The following is a 14,128-nucleotide window of genomic DNA, read 5'->3' as shown; positions in this document are numbered from 1 at the left end:
CCGCTATTTGTTAGCACGTATCAATATTTTCTCCCGCTCCAGGGTTAAGCCAGGATAGTTCCGCATAGCATGACCGCGAAACGGCGGTTTGCCACATACCGAACAAGGAACGCCCATGGAGCAACGCCGCGTTTACGGCAAAAACCACTGGTATCATGAGACCCAGTCAACAATCTGCCCGGTGGATGTATTGCCGCTCGTCCCAGAAGCCGCCCACGTCGAAGATCGTTTTCTACTCGATCTGACGCTCCCCGAAGAGCTGCTCGAGGCGCATGCGCGCTGGCTTACGCCCGCCCGGCGGCTGGCAGATGCCCTCTTCCCCACGTCAGTGACGGTTAATCGTCTGCAGACGTTTAGCGCCTACGATCGGCTGAGTACGGCGCTGACCGTCGCCCAGGTTTATGGCGTACAGCGCCTGTGCAATCACTACGCCGCCCGGCTGGCGCCGCTTCCCGGTCCGGACTCCTCGCGCGAGAGCAACCGTCGCCTGGCGCAGATTACCCAGTACGCACGCCAGCTCGCGAGCTCTCCTTCGCTGATTAACGCACTCTCCCGCAGCCAGCTAGATGAAGTTGGGCTGACCAGTCGCGATATTATCCTCATCAATCAGATCATTGGCTTTATCAGCTTCCAGGCTCGCGCTATCGCCGCATTCCATGCCGCGCTGGGCTACCCGGTGCGCTGGATCCCCGGCATGCCGCAGCAGGAAGATGCTCCAGAAGCGCTTTTCGACACGAGGGGGAGTGATTGGCAGCCAGGGCTTGACGATTCCGACTTGCGCTATGCCGACGATGATCGCCAGTCTCTTTTAGCGAACTGGCAAAAACATCCGGGCCTTTTCGAACTGGCTCCGCTGCTGGCGGCCCAGGAACCTCCGCTGGCGCTACAGGAACAGCTTCTGACCCATCTTAGCGGCCAACAGCCGTTCGCCGCGCAGGTGGCGCTGATAGCCGCGCGGATTAATGGCAGCGTCAGCTGCTTTAACGCCTGGGCTTCGCGATGTCCAGATTTGGCCGATCTCACGGACGCTTTGCGCGGTAATGAATCCGGCGTCCAGGCATGGGGAGACACCCCGTCAATTGAGCGCCAGCTTTTACAATCCGTACAGCTTTTGACCCGCGCGCCCGACCGCTTCAGCGCCGCCCAGCTAACTCCCCTCACTGAATACGGGCTTTCCCGCAGCGCGGCTATCGATCTTCTCGCCTGGTGCGGGCTGTGCGGTTGGATGAATCGGCTGAAAATCGCCCTCGGCAATGTAGGTCAGGAGACGTAAATTGCTGAAACAGCGCTTGCTGCGGCAGGCATATTCGCGTAAAAATGTCAGCCGCTCTTTTAGCCACGAAAATACGAAATTATGTTTCAGGACAACCCGCTGCTAGCGCAGCTTAAACAGCAACTGCATTCCCAGACTCCGCGCGTTGAAGGGGTCGTTAAGGGGACGGAAAAAGGGTTTGGCTTCCTCGAAGTCGACTCGCAGAAAAGCTATTTCATTCCGCCGCCGCAAATGAAAAAAGTGATGCATGGCGATCGTATTATCGCCGTGGTCAATACTGAAAAAGAACGCGAAAGCGCTGAACCGGAAGAACTGGTTGAGCCGTTCCTGACGCGTTTTGTCGGCAAAGTTCATAAAAAAGACGATCGTCTTTCTATCGTTCCTGACCATCCGCTGCTGAAAGATGCCATTCCCTGCCGCGCCGCGCGCGGCGTAGAGCATGATTTTAAAGAGGGTGACTGGGGCGTTGCCGAAATGCGCCGTCATCCTCTGAAAGGCGACCGTGGTTTCTACGCTGAGCTCACCCAGTACATTACCTACGGCGACGATCATTTCGTACCATGGTGGGTCACCCTGGCGCGTCACAATCTGGAAAAAGAAGCGCCGGACGGCGTGGCGACCGAGATGCTTGATGAAGGTCTGGAACGCCGCGATTTAACGGAACTGGCTTTCGTGACCATCGATAGCGCCAGCACCGAAGATATGGACGATGCGCTGTACGTCGAGCAGAACGCTGACGGTAAACTGCACCTGACCGTCGCTATCGCCGATCCGACCGCCTGGATTGCCGAAGGCAGCAAGCTGGACAACACGGCGAAAATTCGCGCCTTTACCAACTATCTGCCTGGCTTCAACATTCCGATGCTGCCGCGCGAGCTCTCGGACGACCTCTGCTCTCTGCGCCCCAACGCGGTTCGCCCAGTGCTGGCCTGCCGCATGATCCTCGCTGATGACGGAGCCATCGAAGACGATATTCAGTTCTTCGCGGCGACCATCGAGTCGAAAGCGAAGCTGGCCTACGATGATGTTTCCGACTGGCTGGAAAACAACGGCAGCTGGCAGCCGGACAGCGAGACCGTCGCCCGGCAAATTAAACTGCTGCAGGAGGTCTGCCTGCGTCGTAGCGAATGGCGTAAAAACCACGCGCTGGTGTTCAAAGACCGCCCGGATTATCGCTTTGTGTTGGGCGAAAAAGGCGAAGTGCTGGATATCGTTGCCGAACCGCGCCGCATCGCTAACCGTATCGTTGAAGAGTCAATGATCGCCGCCAACATCTGCGCCGCCCGCGTGCTGCGCGATAAGCTCGGTTTCGGCGTTTATAACGTGCATACCGGATTCGATCCGGCCAACACCGAACAGCTCGCGGCCTTACTGAAGACGCACGACGTGCACGTTGACCCGGTGGAAGTGCTGACGCTGGAAGGCTTCTGCAAGCTGCGTCGCGAGCTGGACGCGCAGCCGTCCGGTTTCCTCGACAGCCGTATTCGCCGCTTCCAGTCGTTTGCGGAAATTAGCACCGAGCCGGGCCCGCACTTCGGCCTCGGTCTTGAGGCCTATGCGACCTGGACCTCCCCGATCCGTAAGTACGGCGATATGATCAACCATCGTCTGCTGAAAGCGATTATTAAAGGGGAAGCGATCTCCCGTCCGCAGGATGATGTTGCGATACAAATGGCTGAACGCCGCCGCCTCAACCGCATGGCGGAGCGCGATGTCGGAGACTGGCTGTACGCCCGCTATCTGAATCCGCAGGCCGGTACCACTACCCGCTTTGCGGCTGAGATTATTGATGTCAGCCGCGGCGGCATGCGCGTGCGCCTGGTTGATAACGGCGCGGTTGCCTTTATCCCGGCGCCGTTCCTTCACGCCGTGCGCGATGAGCTGGTGTGCAGCCAGGAAAACGGCACCGTGCAGATTAAAGGCGAAGTCGTCTACAAAGTCACGGATGTTATCGATGTGACGATTGCCGAAGTCCGTATGGAAACCCGTAGCGTGATTGCGCGTCCCGCCGCCTGATAACTGCCCTGTGCGGCTCCCTTAAACGGAGCCGCATTTTTATCCCTTCCAGCTGTTTTTCTGCGCGTTGCCTACGAATCATCGTAGATGGATTAGTTTGTGCGTTTTTTTCGCTTCTCTTTTTCATCCGTTTTTAGCATCATTGATTTTATTCATATTTGTAACCAGGATAACGCCATGTCAGATCTGAATGCCCGCCTGCTCGCCCAACGAATCGATACCGTGCTGGATATTCTGGTTGCCGGGGATTATCACTCCGCGATCCATAATCTGGAAATCCTCAAAGCTGAGCTGCAGGCGCTTTCCAGCGACGAACAGGAAAATAAACCCGGTCAGCCTAAAGCCCCGTGGGAAATTTGATAATCTCCATCGCCGCAATCGGCCACCCAGGGCCGATCGCTCGCCCAAATAGCCCTTAACTGCGAAGTTGCTATGAACGCCCGACAACAAAGTATTTTGCAAATGGTCATCGACAAAGGCCGTATGAGCGTGGCCGATCTCGCGAAGATGACCGGTGTCTCTGAAGTCACCATTCGCCAGGATTTGAATTCACTCGAGAAGCAGAGCTATCTGCGCCGTACTCACGGCTTCGCCGTTCCGCTGGATAGCGAAGATGTGGAAACCCGCATGATGACTAACTTCGCCATTAAGCGAGAGCTGGCTGCGCGGGCCGCAACGCGCGTTTCGTCCGGAGAAACGGTGTTTATCGAGAACGGGAGCTGCAACGCCCTGCTCGCCCGTACGCTTGCCGAGCGCGGTGATATCACCATCATCACCGTCAGCAGCTATATTGCGCATCTGCTGAAAGAGACGCCCGGAGAAGTGATCCTGCTGGGCGGGATTTATCAAAAGCGCAGCGAAAGTATGGTTGGCCCACTGACCCGCCAGTTTATTCAGCAGGTCCACTTCAGCAAGGCCTTTATCGGCATTGACGGCTGGCAGGCTGAAACCGGATTTACCGGACGGGATATGATGCGCGCCGACGTGGTTAACGCGGTGCTGGAAAAGGGCTGTGAGGCGATTGTGCTGAGCGATAGCTCTAAATTTAACGTGGTTCATCCCTATCCGCTCGGGCCGATAGAACGGTTTAACCGTATTATCACCGACGATAATCTCAATGATGTCGTGCGCAGCCAGTTAATCGAATGCGGTTTAGCCGTCGATATCGTTAACCACCCCTGATCCTGCCCTCACTTTGCCGGGGCTGCCCGGCATCGCTATCGTCTGAGACTTTTCTGACACCTGAATTCAGACTTTTTACCTGCCTGAAAAATTTATAGAAAGTAGAATTAATGTTAGCGATATAACAGGGAGTAACTATCACCTGCGTGATTAGAGTAACACCTGCGCAACTAAAGCTTCATGGAATAACCCCTGAGCAAGAGTAACAAGCTATGCTTAAGGGAAGTTGTATCCATGAATAGATTATTCAGGAGAAAAAAAATGATGACTTCAATGAACAAAAAAATGGCCGCGGTAGTTCTGGCCGTCACTGTTGCAATGTCTCTGAGCGCTTGTTCTAACTGGTCTAAACGCGACCGCAACACCGCTATCGGCGCAGGCGCCGGTGCGCTGGGCGGTGCGGTATTAACTGACGGTAGCACCCTGGGCACCCTGGGCGGCGCGGCAGTCGGCGGTATTATCGGCCACCAGGTGGGTAAATAATATTAACCACGAACAATAATATGAAAGTTTATATTAGCTGACGAGTACACCAGCACAAAAATGAAGGCCACGATATTTATCGTGGCCTTATTATTAATTAACCGCCTGCCAGCTTAACTTTCATGCCTTTGGCTTCCAGAAGCGATTTGAGCAAGTCACGCTTATCGCCCTGAATCTCAATCACGCCATCCTTAACCGCTCCGCCGCAGCCGCATTTCTTTTTCAGCTCGGCAGCAAGCTTCGCCAGCGCGTCGTCACTTTCATCAATACCGCTAATCAGGCATACGCCCTTACCCTTACGCCCGCTGGTCTGCCGCTGTATACGTACGATACCGTCCCCTTTCGGGCGCGCTTGCGCCGGTTTGGGTTCATCAATACGGCCGCTGTCTGTTGAATACACCAGACGGCTGTTGGAATCGTTCATCATGCCCCCGTGTTCAACGATGCGTTAATGCCGCGCAGGGTGGCGGCAGGATCGGCAGACTGCGTTACCGGACGACCAATCACCATGTAATCAACCCCCGCCGCCTGCGCCTGTTCCGGCGTCATAATGCGCCGCTGGTCACCCGCATCGCTACCTTGTGGTCGAATGCCGGGCGTCACCAGCCTGAACGCCTGGCCCAGCTCTTGCTTAAAGCGAACCGCTTCCTGCGCCGAGCAGACTACGCCATCCAGTCCGCAGCGCTGGGTCAGCGCCGCCAGCTTCGCGGCGTAGTCAGCCGGAGTAAGCGTAATCCCCAGATCCTGCAGATCGCTGGCTTCCATGCTGGTTAATACCGTGACCGCAATCAGCAGCGGCGCCTCTTTTCCGAATGGCTGCAGGGCTTCACGCGCGGCGGTCATCATACGCGCGCCGCCGGAGGCATGAACGTTGACCATCCAGACGCCCAGCTCTGCCGCAGCGGCGACCGCACGCGCCGTGGTATTCGGGATATCGTGGAACTTCAGATCGAGGAAAACCTCAAAACCGCGCTGGTGCAGGTCGCGAACAAACTGCGGCCCCAGCAGGGTAAACATCTCTTTGCCCACCTTCAGGCGGCAGTCGCGCGGGTCGATACGGTCGACAAACGCCAGCGCTTTATCACGGTTATCATAATCGAGAGCAACGACGATGGGAGAGGATGTGACAACGCGGGAAGAAGATGAAGCAGTAGACGTCATGACCGGACCTTAATTGTTGATGAGCGCCGGTTCGGCGCAAAAAAGGTAAACGGGCAGCATTCTACCTGCGATAAGCCGAAAATAACAGGCTGCATTTCCCTTCCTGCCGGACGACGTGTGCGCCATAGCTGGAGGAGATGACGCAAATACCCCCAAGTATGTTGTAACTAAAGTGCGGTTTTTTTTTAAATTTACTGCCCGTCCAGTCCGCGAATGGGCTTAATCGTTGACCACGACCGGCAGGACGGACAGTGCCAGTACAGCGTATGAGCGGTAAAACCACACTTCTGGCAGCGGTAGCGCGGTTTGCTGCGGACCTGCTCGCCCACCATATGGCGCAGAACGCCCAGGCTCTCCTTCGCGCGCCCCTCTTCAGCTTCATTGATATGGTAGTCGATGAGCTTATGGAACACGCGCATCGTCGGATGGCGCTCCAGCTGGCGAGTCACGTAGTTTTGCGCGGACTCGGCACCTTCCCGCTGTTCAAGGATCTGCGCCAGCATCAAGTCCGCTGTCGCGCCGGTATTTTCCTCTGCGCAGCGGCGTAAAAAGGCTTCCCACTCGTCGATTTTACCCAACTGCTGGTAGCAGGTTTGCAGCATCTCCAGGGTTTCACCCACCAGCTCTTTATCCTGCTCAATCACCCGCTCAAGGCTCTCTACGGCTTTCGCATAGTCGCCCTTTTCCATCCAGACCCGGCCCATCATGATCGAGACGCGAGCGCTATTGCGGTCCGCGGCGGCGCCCTTCCTCAGCAGCGCCATCGCTTTGTCGAGATCGTTACCCGCCATTTGCTGCAGCGCCAGTTCACACCAGAAATTGGCGATTTCACCGCGATGCTTATCTTTGCCCAGCTTAACCAGACGTTCGGCCACTTCTATCGCCGACTGCCAGTCGCTGGTCGCCTGATAAATTTGCAGCAGCTGCTGCAGCGCGCTCAGGCGAAAATCCGTCTCGTCTACCAGCTGTTTAAACATCCCCTCAGCCCGGTCATAGAGCCCGGCGGCCATATAATCTCGCCCCAGCTGCTGGACGGCCAGCAGGCGCTGGTCGTAGGTTAACGAGGCGCTTTCCATTAAGCTCTGATGGATGCGAATAGCGCGGTCAACCTCACCGCGCGAGCGGAAGAGATTGCCCAGCGTAAGGTGGGCTTCGACGGTGCCGGTGTCCTCTTTCAGCATATCGAGGAACAGATCGACGGCTTTATCCTGCTGATTGCTCAGCAGGAAGTTAACCCCTGTTACGTAATCACGCGACAGACGGCTCGCATCGTCCTGTTTGGACTGTTGTGCACTTCTGCGCCCCATATACCAGCCATAGGCTGCGGCCACGGGCAAAAGCAGAAACAACAACTCCAGCATAAATGATTATTCCTTCACCGCAGGAACGCCGGCTTCGGCAGGCGTTGCGCTGGCTGGCGCGATCTGGTGCTCCAGACGTTTAATTTTACGCTCGGCGCGCGCCAGAGAGACGCGAACGCGCAGCCAGAAAAGGCCGCATATCAGCCAGCCGATAGCAAAACCGGCAGCAAAAAGCACGGCCAGCAGCGTCGAAATACGGAACTCACCCTGCGCGAGGAGATAGTTGAACGTGACCAACTGGTCATTCTGCGCGCCCAGGGTCACCGAAATGACGAAGATGGCTAACACCAGTAAGAAAATAAGAAAATATTTCACATGACTTCCCGTTCTGTGGGTTGCGCGAAAAAATCCCGCGTTCAGCCCTATAAAGTATCATTTTCGCCGCAGCGGTGAAATGGAAATGCATGACACCCGTAAAGGATATGCGGCCTGATACGGCTAATATCAACATTATTCCGGCGCTGCCGCCCTTTTTTTAATATCCTGCGCCTCTTCTCCCGGCGGCGATAGCGGCCCGCAGAACCGCTGGGCAAGCCAGGTCGCCAGGGTCACCAGCAGCCAGGAGATCAGCGTCGCGACGATCAGGTCCTGCGGCCAGTGCATGCCCAGCGCCAGGCGGCTTCCCATCACCGCCGTCGCCCACGTCAGCAGCAGCGCAATGGTGACCCAGCGACGGCGCGGCCACAGTAAGCCCACGCCGAGCAGCGCCCAGCTGGCGGCGAACATCGTATGGCCAGAAGGGAAAGCGAAGCCGGTCTCTTTTTGCCAGTGCTTACGCAAAAATTTAGGAATCTGCTGCTCTTGCGCCAGCTGTTCATGCACCAGTTTAGCGCGATCTTTGCGTTTCAACGCGTAGAATTGCGTGACCGGCACCTGCCGCGTCTGTTCCAGCCAGATAACAAAGGGACGAGGCTCCTGTACGCGGTCTTTGAGCCACGACTTCATACCCTGCCCAACCAGTATCGCTGCGGCCAAAATGAGAAACAGCACTATCGCCGCTCGCAGACGAAAACGCAGGCACCACAGAAACCAGGCACATAAGATAACGTGCGTGATAATCCCCCAGGGTTGCGTCACCGTTTCAGTTATCCAGTACAGCAGCTTCATCGCCCCTGCCGACAGCCCCGGATGCCATTTCCAGCCGGTAATCCAAATCACAGCGGGCATGATTAATAACAGGGCCGCGCCAACGGCGGTTCGTCTGGCAATCAACAGCATCTCGTCTCCTTTTCATTGACCTCAATATCATAACGGAAAGTAGTTCGTTTGTGCGCTTTGCGCGCAGGTAACCCTACGCAATTAGGAGAACGTCGCGCCATTGTGGCAAAATAGCGGCAAACAGAAGCACAGTCAGGTGCTGATAGAATCTGGAGAATCACATGCAGCTTAAACGTGTGGCAGAAGCCAAACTGCCAACCCCATGGGGCGATTTTCTCATGGTGGGTTTTGAAGAACTGGCAACCGGGCAGGATCACGTCGCGCTGGTCTTTGGCGATATTTCGGGGCAATCCCCGGTTCTGGCTCGCGTACACTCTGAGTGTTTAACGGGCGACGCCCTTTTTAGCCTGCGCTGTGATTGCGGATTTCAACTGGAAGCGGCGCTGTCGCATATTGCCGAAGAGGGACGCGGCATCCTGCTGTACCACCGTCAGGAAGGGCGCAATATCGGCCTGCTGAACAAAATCCGCGCCTACGCTTTACAGGATCAAGGCTATGACACCGTTGAAGCCAACCATCAGCTGGGCTTTGCCGCCGATGAGCGCGATTTCACGCTGTGCGCAGATATGTTTAAGCTGCTCAACGTCGACCAGGTACGCCTGCTGACCAACAACCCGAAGAAGGTCGAGATCCTCACTGAAGCGGGAATCAATATTGTGGAGCGCGTGCCGCTGATTGTGGGGCGCAACCCGAAAAATGCCCACTATCTGGACACCAAGGCCGCCAAAATGGGGCACCTGCTGAGTCAGTAATGCCGTTGAAAATGAAGGGCCAGCCTGTGCTGGCCCTTTTTATATCAGACGCGACTTTACAGCATATTGCGGATCACATAGTGCAAAATACCGTCGTTCTGATAGTAGGTCAGCTCCGTCGCGGTATCGATACGGCAGCGGCAATCAATCACTTCCTGCCGACCATCCGCGCGGGTCAGCGTGACCGGCACCGTCATACCTGGCTGCAAAGCCTGCAGGTTGCTGATATCTATCCGCTCCTCGCCGTTTAGCCCCAGCGTTTTGCGCGTCATCCCCTGCGGAAACTCCAGCGGCAGGATCCCCATGCCAATCAGGTTGGAGCGGTGGATACGCTCGAAGGACTCGGCAATCACCACCCTGACGCCGAGCAGACGCGGTCCTTTAGCCGCCCAGTCGCGGCTGGAGCCGGAACCGTACTCTTTGCCTGCGATCACCGCCAGCGGCGTCCCCTCTTCTTTGTAGAGCATGGCGGCATCGTAAATAGCGATCGGCTGAGTATCCGGAAGATGACGAGTCATCCCCCCTTCCACGCCGGGGACCATTTCGTTACGAATACGAATATTGGCAAACGTCCCGCGCATCATGACTTCGTGGTTGCCGCGACGGGAGCCGTAGGAGTTAAAATCAATACGTTCGACGCCGTGATTTTGCAGATAACGGCCCGCAGGGCTATCGGCTTTAATGCTGCCCGCCGGGGAGATATGGTCGGTGGTAACCGAGTCGCCCAACATGGCGAGAATGCGCGCGCCGTGAATATCCTCTACCGGTTTAGGCTCAACGCCCATTTCATCAAAGAATGGCGACAGGCGGATGTAGGTGGAATCATTCTGCCAGTCGTAGGTATCAGAGCGATCCACTTTTATCGCCTTCCACTCGGCGGTCCCTTCAAACACTTCGGCATACTCTTTGCGGAACATCTCCGTTGATACCTGCTCAACCGCTTGCGCCACTTCGATTCCGCTCGGCCAGATATCTTTCAGATACACCGGCTGGCCGTCTTTCCCCGTGCCTAACGGCTCACGGGTCAGGTCGAGATTCATATTCCCCGCCAGGGCGTAGGCGACCACCAGCGGCGGCGAAGCCAGCCAGTTGGTTTTTACCAGCGGATGAATGCGTCCCTCAAAGTTACGGTTCCCGGAGAGCACCGCCCCGACGGTCAGATCGCCCTGCTTGATGGCACGCTCAATCGGGTCAGGTAATGGGCCTGAGTTACCGATACAGGTGGTACAGCCATAACCGACCAGGTTAAAGCCCAGCTCATCCAGCCAGGGCGTCAGCTTTGCGTGGGCCAGATAGTCGGAAACGACCTTCGATCCGGGCGCCAGCGACGCTTTCACCCACGGCTGCGGTTTCAGACCCCGCTCAACGGCTTTTTTGGCCAGCAAGCCGGCGGCCATCAGGACGCTGGGGTTTGACGTGTTAGTACAGGAGGTGATAGCGGCAATCACCACCGCCCCGTCAGGCAGCGAATACTGCTGTCCGTTGAGCGTATAGTCGATTGGCCGTTTATCTTTCTGCGCGTGGTTGACTTCAAGCTCGGAGCTGGCGGCAAAGGCCTGGGGAACATCGCCGAGCGCTACGCGGTCCTGCGGGCGCTTCGGTCCGGCCAGGCTCGCTTCGACGGTTCCCATATCCAGCGCCAGGGTGCTGGTGAATACCGGCTCATCTCCGGGCTGACGCCACATACCCTGCGCTTTCGCATAGGCCTCCACCAGCGCCACCTGCTCTTCGCTGCGCCCGGTAAGGCGCATATAGTCAAGCGTAACCGCGTCAATCGGAAAGAAGCCGCAGGTCGCGCCATACTCCGGCGACATATTGGCGATCGTCGCGCGGTCCGCCAGCGGCAGCGAATCAAGGCCGTCGCCGTAGAATTCAACAAACTTACCAACGACGCCGTGTTTGCGCAGCATCTGGGTCACCGTCAGGACCAGGTCAGTCGCGGTAATGCCTTCACGAAGCTTGCCGCTCAGTTTAAAGCCGACGACGTCCGGTATTAGCATGGATACCGGCTGCCCCAGCATCGCGGCTTCTGCTTCAATACCGCCGACGCCCCAGCCCAGGACGCCTAAACCGTTAATCATCGTGGTATGGGAATCGGTGCCGACCAGGGTGTCGGGAAAAGCCACCCACTCGCCGTTTTGCTGTTCGCTCCACACCGCCCGTCCAAGGTATTCGAGGTTTACCTGGTGGCAAATACCGGTACCCGGCGGTACCACGCTGAAGCGGCTAAATGCCTGCTGCCCCCAGCGCAAAAAGACGTAGCGCTCATGGTTGCGCTCCATCTCCAGTCGGACGTTCTCTTCAAAAGCATCATCGTCGCCAAAGCGGTCGACGGTGACCGAGTGGTCAATCACCAGGTCGACGGGCGAAAGCGGGTTCACTTTAGCGGTATCGCCGCCCAGGCGTTTGACCGCTTCGCGCATCGCCGCCAGGTCCACCACGGCGGGAACCCCGGTAAAGTCCTGCATCAGAACGCGCGCCGGACGGTAGGCGATCTCCCTGTCAGCATGGGCATGCTTCAGCCATCCGGCCAGGGCATGAATATCTTCGGCGGTCACGGAATCACCGTCTTGCCAGCGCAGCAGGTTTTCCAGTAGCACTTTGAGCGATTTGGGCAAGCGCGAGAGATCGCCCAGTTGTTTGGCGGCCAGCGGTAAGCTGTAGTAATGCCAGGTTTTATCTTTAACCTGTAGCGTATCCTTGCTGGCTGCTCGTAGGGTTGACGACATAGCTCCTCCTTTACCTTAGGGATAGCATCCCCTGATCCTCCTCAGGGTCATTATTAAAGATAACACATCTTTGATGTAACATTTTGATAACAACCCAAATTGCTAAAATAGGCTTAACGCATAAAGACAGGAAATTTGAATAATGAGGGCGGATATATTGAGAAGGATTGAAGAAGACAGGTGTGTATCGGCGACCGTGGCGTATTAGTACACAAGTACAAAGAAGAACTAATCGCCATTATTCTGGCGATTAGTTCAATAGCGTAAATTTATCGAGCGAGTGTAAAAAGGGAAAAATTATATCCTCCTTATTGCCGCTATTTTATCCGATGGAATATTACTCAATATTTCACTTGTCATAAAAATGACACAACCATTTTGACTGGAAGGTGCTCTAGCTTAGAAACCAAACGTTGCAGACAACCAGAGCAATGACGCTCCAGAACATCGCAAGCCCAAGGATAACGGCGCTCCAGGCCTTACTTCTCAAAACCGGATCTATCTCAGTCTTGTCACGTTCCTGTGACATCGCAAACTTCATATAATCGATATCACTAATCATTTTTTCACCACCAATCGCTAAGAATTTCTAACCACAGATAAATCTTAATTATGGATTGGCTATTAATCCAGTGAATTCGCTTCCCGGAAGATATCTTTGCTCATTAATTTGATCGCGGCAGGTATATTTGCAAATGTGGTACGAGGAGTTAACGAAAATTGTGATTCAGACGAGGTTTAGATATTCATTTTCAGGTCATTATAGGTTTTGGCATCCCCGAGAGGATGCCATTATTTTTTCTGCGGTTATTTTTCCGGTAATTTAATATCTTTGAACATCGCTTCGATATCTTCATTTGAGCGCAAAGCGACAGCGGTATCGACTACATCCCGCGTCAGATGCGGCGCAAATCGTTGAATAAAATCATACATATAGCTTCGCAAGAAGGTGCTGCGCCGGAAACCTATTTTCGTGGTGCTGTGGCTGAAAATACCGTTGGCGTCGAGCTTGACCAGGTCCGGGTCGGAAACCGGATCCACCGCCATACTGGCAATCACCCCTACCCCAAGGCCCAGACGCACGTAGGTTTTAATCACATCGGCGTCGGTGGCGGTGAAAACGATGCGCGGCGTTAAGCCAGCGCGATTAAAGGCGGTATCCAGCTCGGAACGACCGGTGAAGCCGAAGGTGTAAGTCACCAACGGATACTGCGCCAGCTCCTCAATCGATACCGACTCGCGCGAGGCCAGCGGGTGCTCTGGCGTGACGACCACGGAGCGGTTCCAGTGATAGCACGGCAGCATGACCAAATCATCATAGAGATGGAGCGCTTCGGTCGCGATAGCGAAGTCGGCATTGCCTTTCGACACCGCCTCGGCGATTTGCGTTGGCGACCCCTGATGCATGTGCAAGGAGACGCGGGGGTAGCGTTCGATAAAGCCTTTAATCACGCCCGGCAACGCGTAGCGGGCCTGAGTGTGGGTAGTCGCAACGTACAGGGAGCCCTTGTCTGGCCAGGTATGCTCACCCGCCACCGACTTGATCGCATCCACCTTCGATAAGACCTCGCGAGCGATGCGTATGATCTCCTGGCCTGCGGGAGTCACCTGGGTGAGATGTTTGCCGCTGCGGGCGAAAATCTGAATGCCCAGCTCATCCTCCAGCATGCGAACCTGCTTGCTGATGCCCGGCTGTGAGGTATACAGACCTTCGGCAGTCGAGGAGACGTTCAGATTATGGTTAACAACCTCAACGATATAGCGGAGCTGCTGTAGTTTCATGGCTGATATCCGATAGCACGTAAAATAAACCCGCTTAATACATTTTACGCTCAGGTCACTTGCCGGCGGGCGGATTGCCCCCCCAAGCCTGCGACTCGCCGTGTCGGCGCCACAACGTATCCTGAAGACGATGATGTATAAGACGATAAGATAATAAAAAAGAGATTAGCT

14 protein-coding genes are annotated in these 14,128 nt (G+C 55.7%); 6 read left to right on the top strand and 8 right to left on the bottom strand.

Going from position 1 to position 14,128, the window contains the following annotated elements; all coding sequences use genetic code 11:
* Nucleotides 1-115: 115 nt before the first annotated feature.
* The 5 genes from BWI76_RS11995 to osmB all read left to right on the top strand — a co-directional run bounded on the left by BWI76_RS11995 (nucleotide 116) and on the right by osmB (nucleotide 4,954).
* Nucleotides 116-1,273 (top strand): carboxymuconolactone decarboxylase family protein, encoded by a 1,158-nt coding sequence (locus BWI76_RS11995; RefSeq protein WP_064371699.1) that lies wholly within the window; start codon nucleotides 116-118, stop codon nucleotides 1,271-1,273.
* A gap of 81 nt (nucleotides 1,274-1,354) precedes the next feature.
* On the top strand, nucleotides 1,355-3,289 hold the full coding sequence (locus BWI76_RS11990) for an exoribonuclease II (RefSeq protein ID WP_004139495.1): 1,935 nt from the start codon (nucleotides 1,355-1,357) through the stop codon (nucleotides 3,287-3,289).
* A 177-nt stretch (nucleotides 3,290-3,466) separates the two neighbouring features.
* On the top strand, nucleotides 3,467-3,649 hold the full coding sequence (locus tag BWI76_RS11985; protein WP_004121231.1) for a hypothetical protein: 183 nt from the start codon (nucleotides 3,467-3,469) through the stop codon (nucleotides 3,647-3,649).
* 72 nt (nucleotides 3,650-3,721) lie between these two features.
* Nucleotides 3,722-4,471 (top strand): DNA-binding transcriptional regulator YciT, encoded by a 750-nt coding sequence (locus tag BWI76_RS11980; RefSeq protein ID WP_049090008.1) that lies wholly within the window; start codon nucleotides 3,722-3,724, stop codon nucleotides 4,469-4,471.
* Nucleotides 4,472-4,735: 264 nt separating this feature from the next.
* Nucleotides 4,736-4,954 (top strand): osmotically-inducible lipoprotein OsmB, encoded by a 219-nt coding sequence (osmB, locus tag BWI76_RS11975; protein ID WP_004139496.1) that lies wholly within the window; start codon nucleotides 4,736-4,738, stop codon nucleotides 4,952-4,954.
* Between the two features lie 97 nt (nucleotides 4,955-5,051).
* Here osmB and yciH read toward each other — a convergent pair whose 3' ends face one another.
* From yciH to pgpB, 5 genes are all read right to left on the bottom strand, one after another.
* A complete protein-coding gene (gene yciH / locus BWI76_RS11970) occupies nucleotides 5,052-5,378 on the bottom strand; it encodes a stress response translation initiation inhibitor YciH (RefSeq protein WP_004139508.1) in 327 nt (108 codons plus the stop codon).
* Nucleotides 5,378-6,115, bottom strand: a complete 738-nt coding sequence (pyrF, locus tag BWI76_RS11965) for an orotidine-5'-phosphate decarboxylase (protein ID WP_004139514.1) — start codon at nucleotides 6,113-6,115, stop codon at nucleotides 5,378-5,380. Before pyrF ends, yciH begins: the two co-directional genes overlap by 1 nt.
* A gap of 191 nt (nucleotides 6,116-6,306) precedes the next feature.
* Entirely contained in the window at nucleotides 6,307-7,476 is a 1,170-nt protein-coding gene (lapB, locus tag BWI76_RS11960) for a lipopolysaccharide assembly protein LapB (protein ID WP_004139516.1), read from the bottom strand.
* A 6-nt stretch (nucleotides 7,477-7,482) separates the two neighbouring features.
* Nucleotides 7,483-7,791 (bottom strand): LapA family protein, encoded by a 309-nt coding sequence (locus BWI76_RS11955; protein WP_004139517.1) that lies wholly within the window; start codon nucleotides 7,789-7,791, stop codon nucleotides 7,483-7,485.
* A 135-nt stretch (nucleotides 7,792-7,926) separates the two neighbouring features.
* Complete coding sequence (gene pgpB / locus BWI76_RS11950) at nucleotides 7,927-8,694, bottom strand: phosphatidylglycerophosphatase B (protein WP_049086276.1); 768 nt, start codon at nucleotides 8,692-8,694, stop codon at nucleotides 7,927-7,929.
* Between the two features lie 161 nt (nucleotides 8,695-8,855).
* Here pgpB and ribA point away from each other — a divergent pair, with 161 nt between their 5' ends.
* The gene (gene ribA, locus BWI76_RS11945; protein WP_004139521.1) at nucleotides 8,856-9,446 is read left to right on the top strand and encodes a GTP cyclohydrolase II; all 591 of its coding nucleotides are present in this window, start codon (nucleotides 8,856-8,858) and stop codon (nucleotides 9,444-9,446) included.
* Nucleotides 9,447-9,502: 56 nt separating this feature from the next.
* Here ribA and acnA read toward each other — a convergent pair whose 3' ends face one another.
* The 3 genes from acnA to cysB all read right to left on the bottom strand — a co-directional run bounded on the left by acnA (nucleotide 9,503) and on the right by cysB (nucleotide 13,957).
* A complete protein-coding gene (acnA, locus tag BWI76_RS11940) occupies nucleotides 9,503-12,175 on the bottom strand; it encodes an aconitate hydratase AcnA (protein ID WP_064371698.1) in 2,673 nt (890 codons plus the stop codon).
* A gap of 394 nt (nucleotides 12,176-12,569) precedes the next feature.
* A complete protein-coding gene (locus tag BWI76_RS11935) occupies nucleotides 12,570-12,737 on the bottom strand; it encodes a YmiA family putative membrane protein (protein WP_004139526.1) in 168 nt (55 codons plus the stop codon).
* A 245-nt stretch (nucleotides 12,738-12,982) separates the two neighbouring features.
* Nucleotides 12,983-13,957: an HTH-type transcriptional regulator CysB gene (gene cysB / locus BWI76_RS11930; protein ID WP_004121248.1), complete on the bottom strand. Its 975-nt coding sequence runs from the start codon at nucleotides 13,955-13,957 to the stop codon at nucleotides 12,983-12,985.
* Nucleotides 13,958-14,128 lie beyond the last annotated feature (171 nt).

Source organism: Klebsiella sp. M5al (genome assembly GCF_002090195.1).
Lineage (GTDB): Bacteria > Pseudomonadota > Gammaproteobacteria > Enterobacterales > Enterobacteriaceae > Klebsiella > Klebsiella grimontii.
This window is presented reverse-complemented; position numbering and strand designations above follow the sequence as displayed.

Excerpts from the sequence above, each read along its gene's own strand:
- BWI76_RS11995 (WP_064371699.1), top strand. The coding sequence starts at position 116 with ATGGAGCAACGCCGCGTTTACGGCAAAAACCACTGGTATCATGAGACC.
- BWI76_RS11990 (WP_004139495.1), top strand. The coding sequence starts at position 1,355 with ATGTTTCAGGACAACCCGCTGCTAGCGCAGCTTAAACAGCAACTGCAT.
- BWI76_RS11985 (WP_004121231.1), top strand. The coding sequence starts at position 3,467 with ATGTCAGATCTGAATGCCCGCCTGCTCGCCCAACGAATCGATACCGTG.
- BWI76_RS11980 (WP_049090008.1), top strand. The coding sequence starts at position 3,722 with ATGAACGCCCGACAACAAAGTATTTTGCAAATGGTCATCGACAAAGGC.
- osmB (WP_004139496.1), top strand. The coding sequence starts at position 4,736 with ATGACTTCAATGAACAAAAAAATGGCCGCGGTAGTTCTGGCCGTCACT.
- yciH (WP_004139508.1), bottom strand. The coding sequence starts at position 5,378 with ATGAACGATTCCAACAGCCGTCTGGTGTATTCAACAGACAGCGGCCGT.
- pyrF (WP_004139514.1), bottom strand. The coding sequence starts at position 6,115 with ATGACGTCTACTGCTTCATCTTCTTCCCGCGTTGTCACATCCTCTCCC.
- lapB (WP_004139516.1), bottom strand. The coding sequence starts at position 7,476 with ATGCTGGAGTTGTTGTTTCTGCTTTTGCCCGTGGCCGCAGCCTATGGC.
- pgpB (WP_049086276.1), bottom strand. The coding sequence starts at position 8,694 with ATGCTGTTGATTGCCAGACGAACCGCCGTTGGCGCGGCCCTGTTATTA.
- ribA (WP_004139521.1), top strand. The coding sequence starts at position 8,856 with ATGCAGCTTAAACGTGTGGCAGAAGCCAAACTGCCAACCCCATGGGGC.
- acnA (WP_064371698.1), bottom strand. The coding sequence starts at position 12,175 with ATGTCGTCAACCCTACGAGCAGCCAGCAAGGATACGCTACAGGTTAAA.
- BWI76_RS11935 (WP_004139526.1), bottom strand. The coding sequence starts at position 12,737 with ATGATTAGTGATATCGATTATATGAAGTTTGCGATGTCACAGGAACGT.
- cysB (WP_004121248.1), bottom strand. The coding sequence starts at position 13,957 with ATGAAACTACAGCAGCTCCGCTATATCGTTGAGGTTGTTAACCATAAT.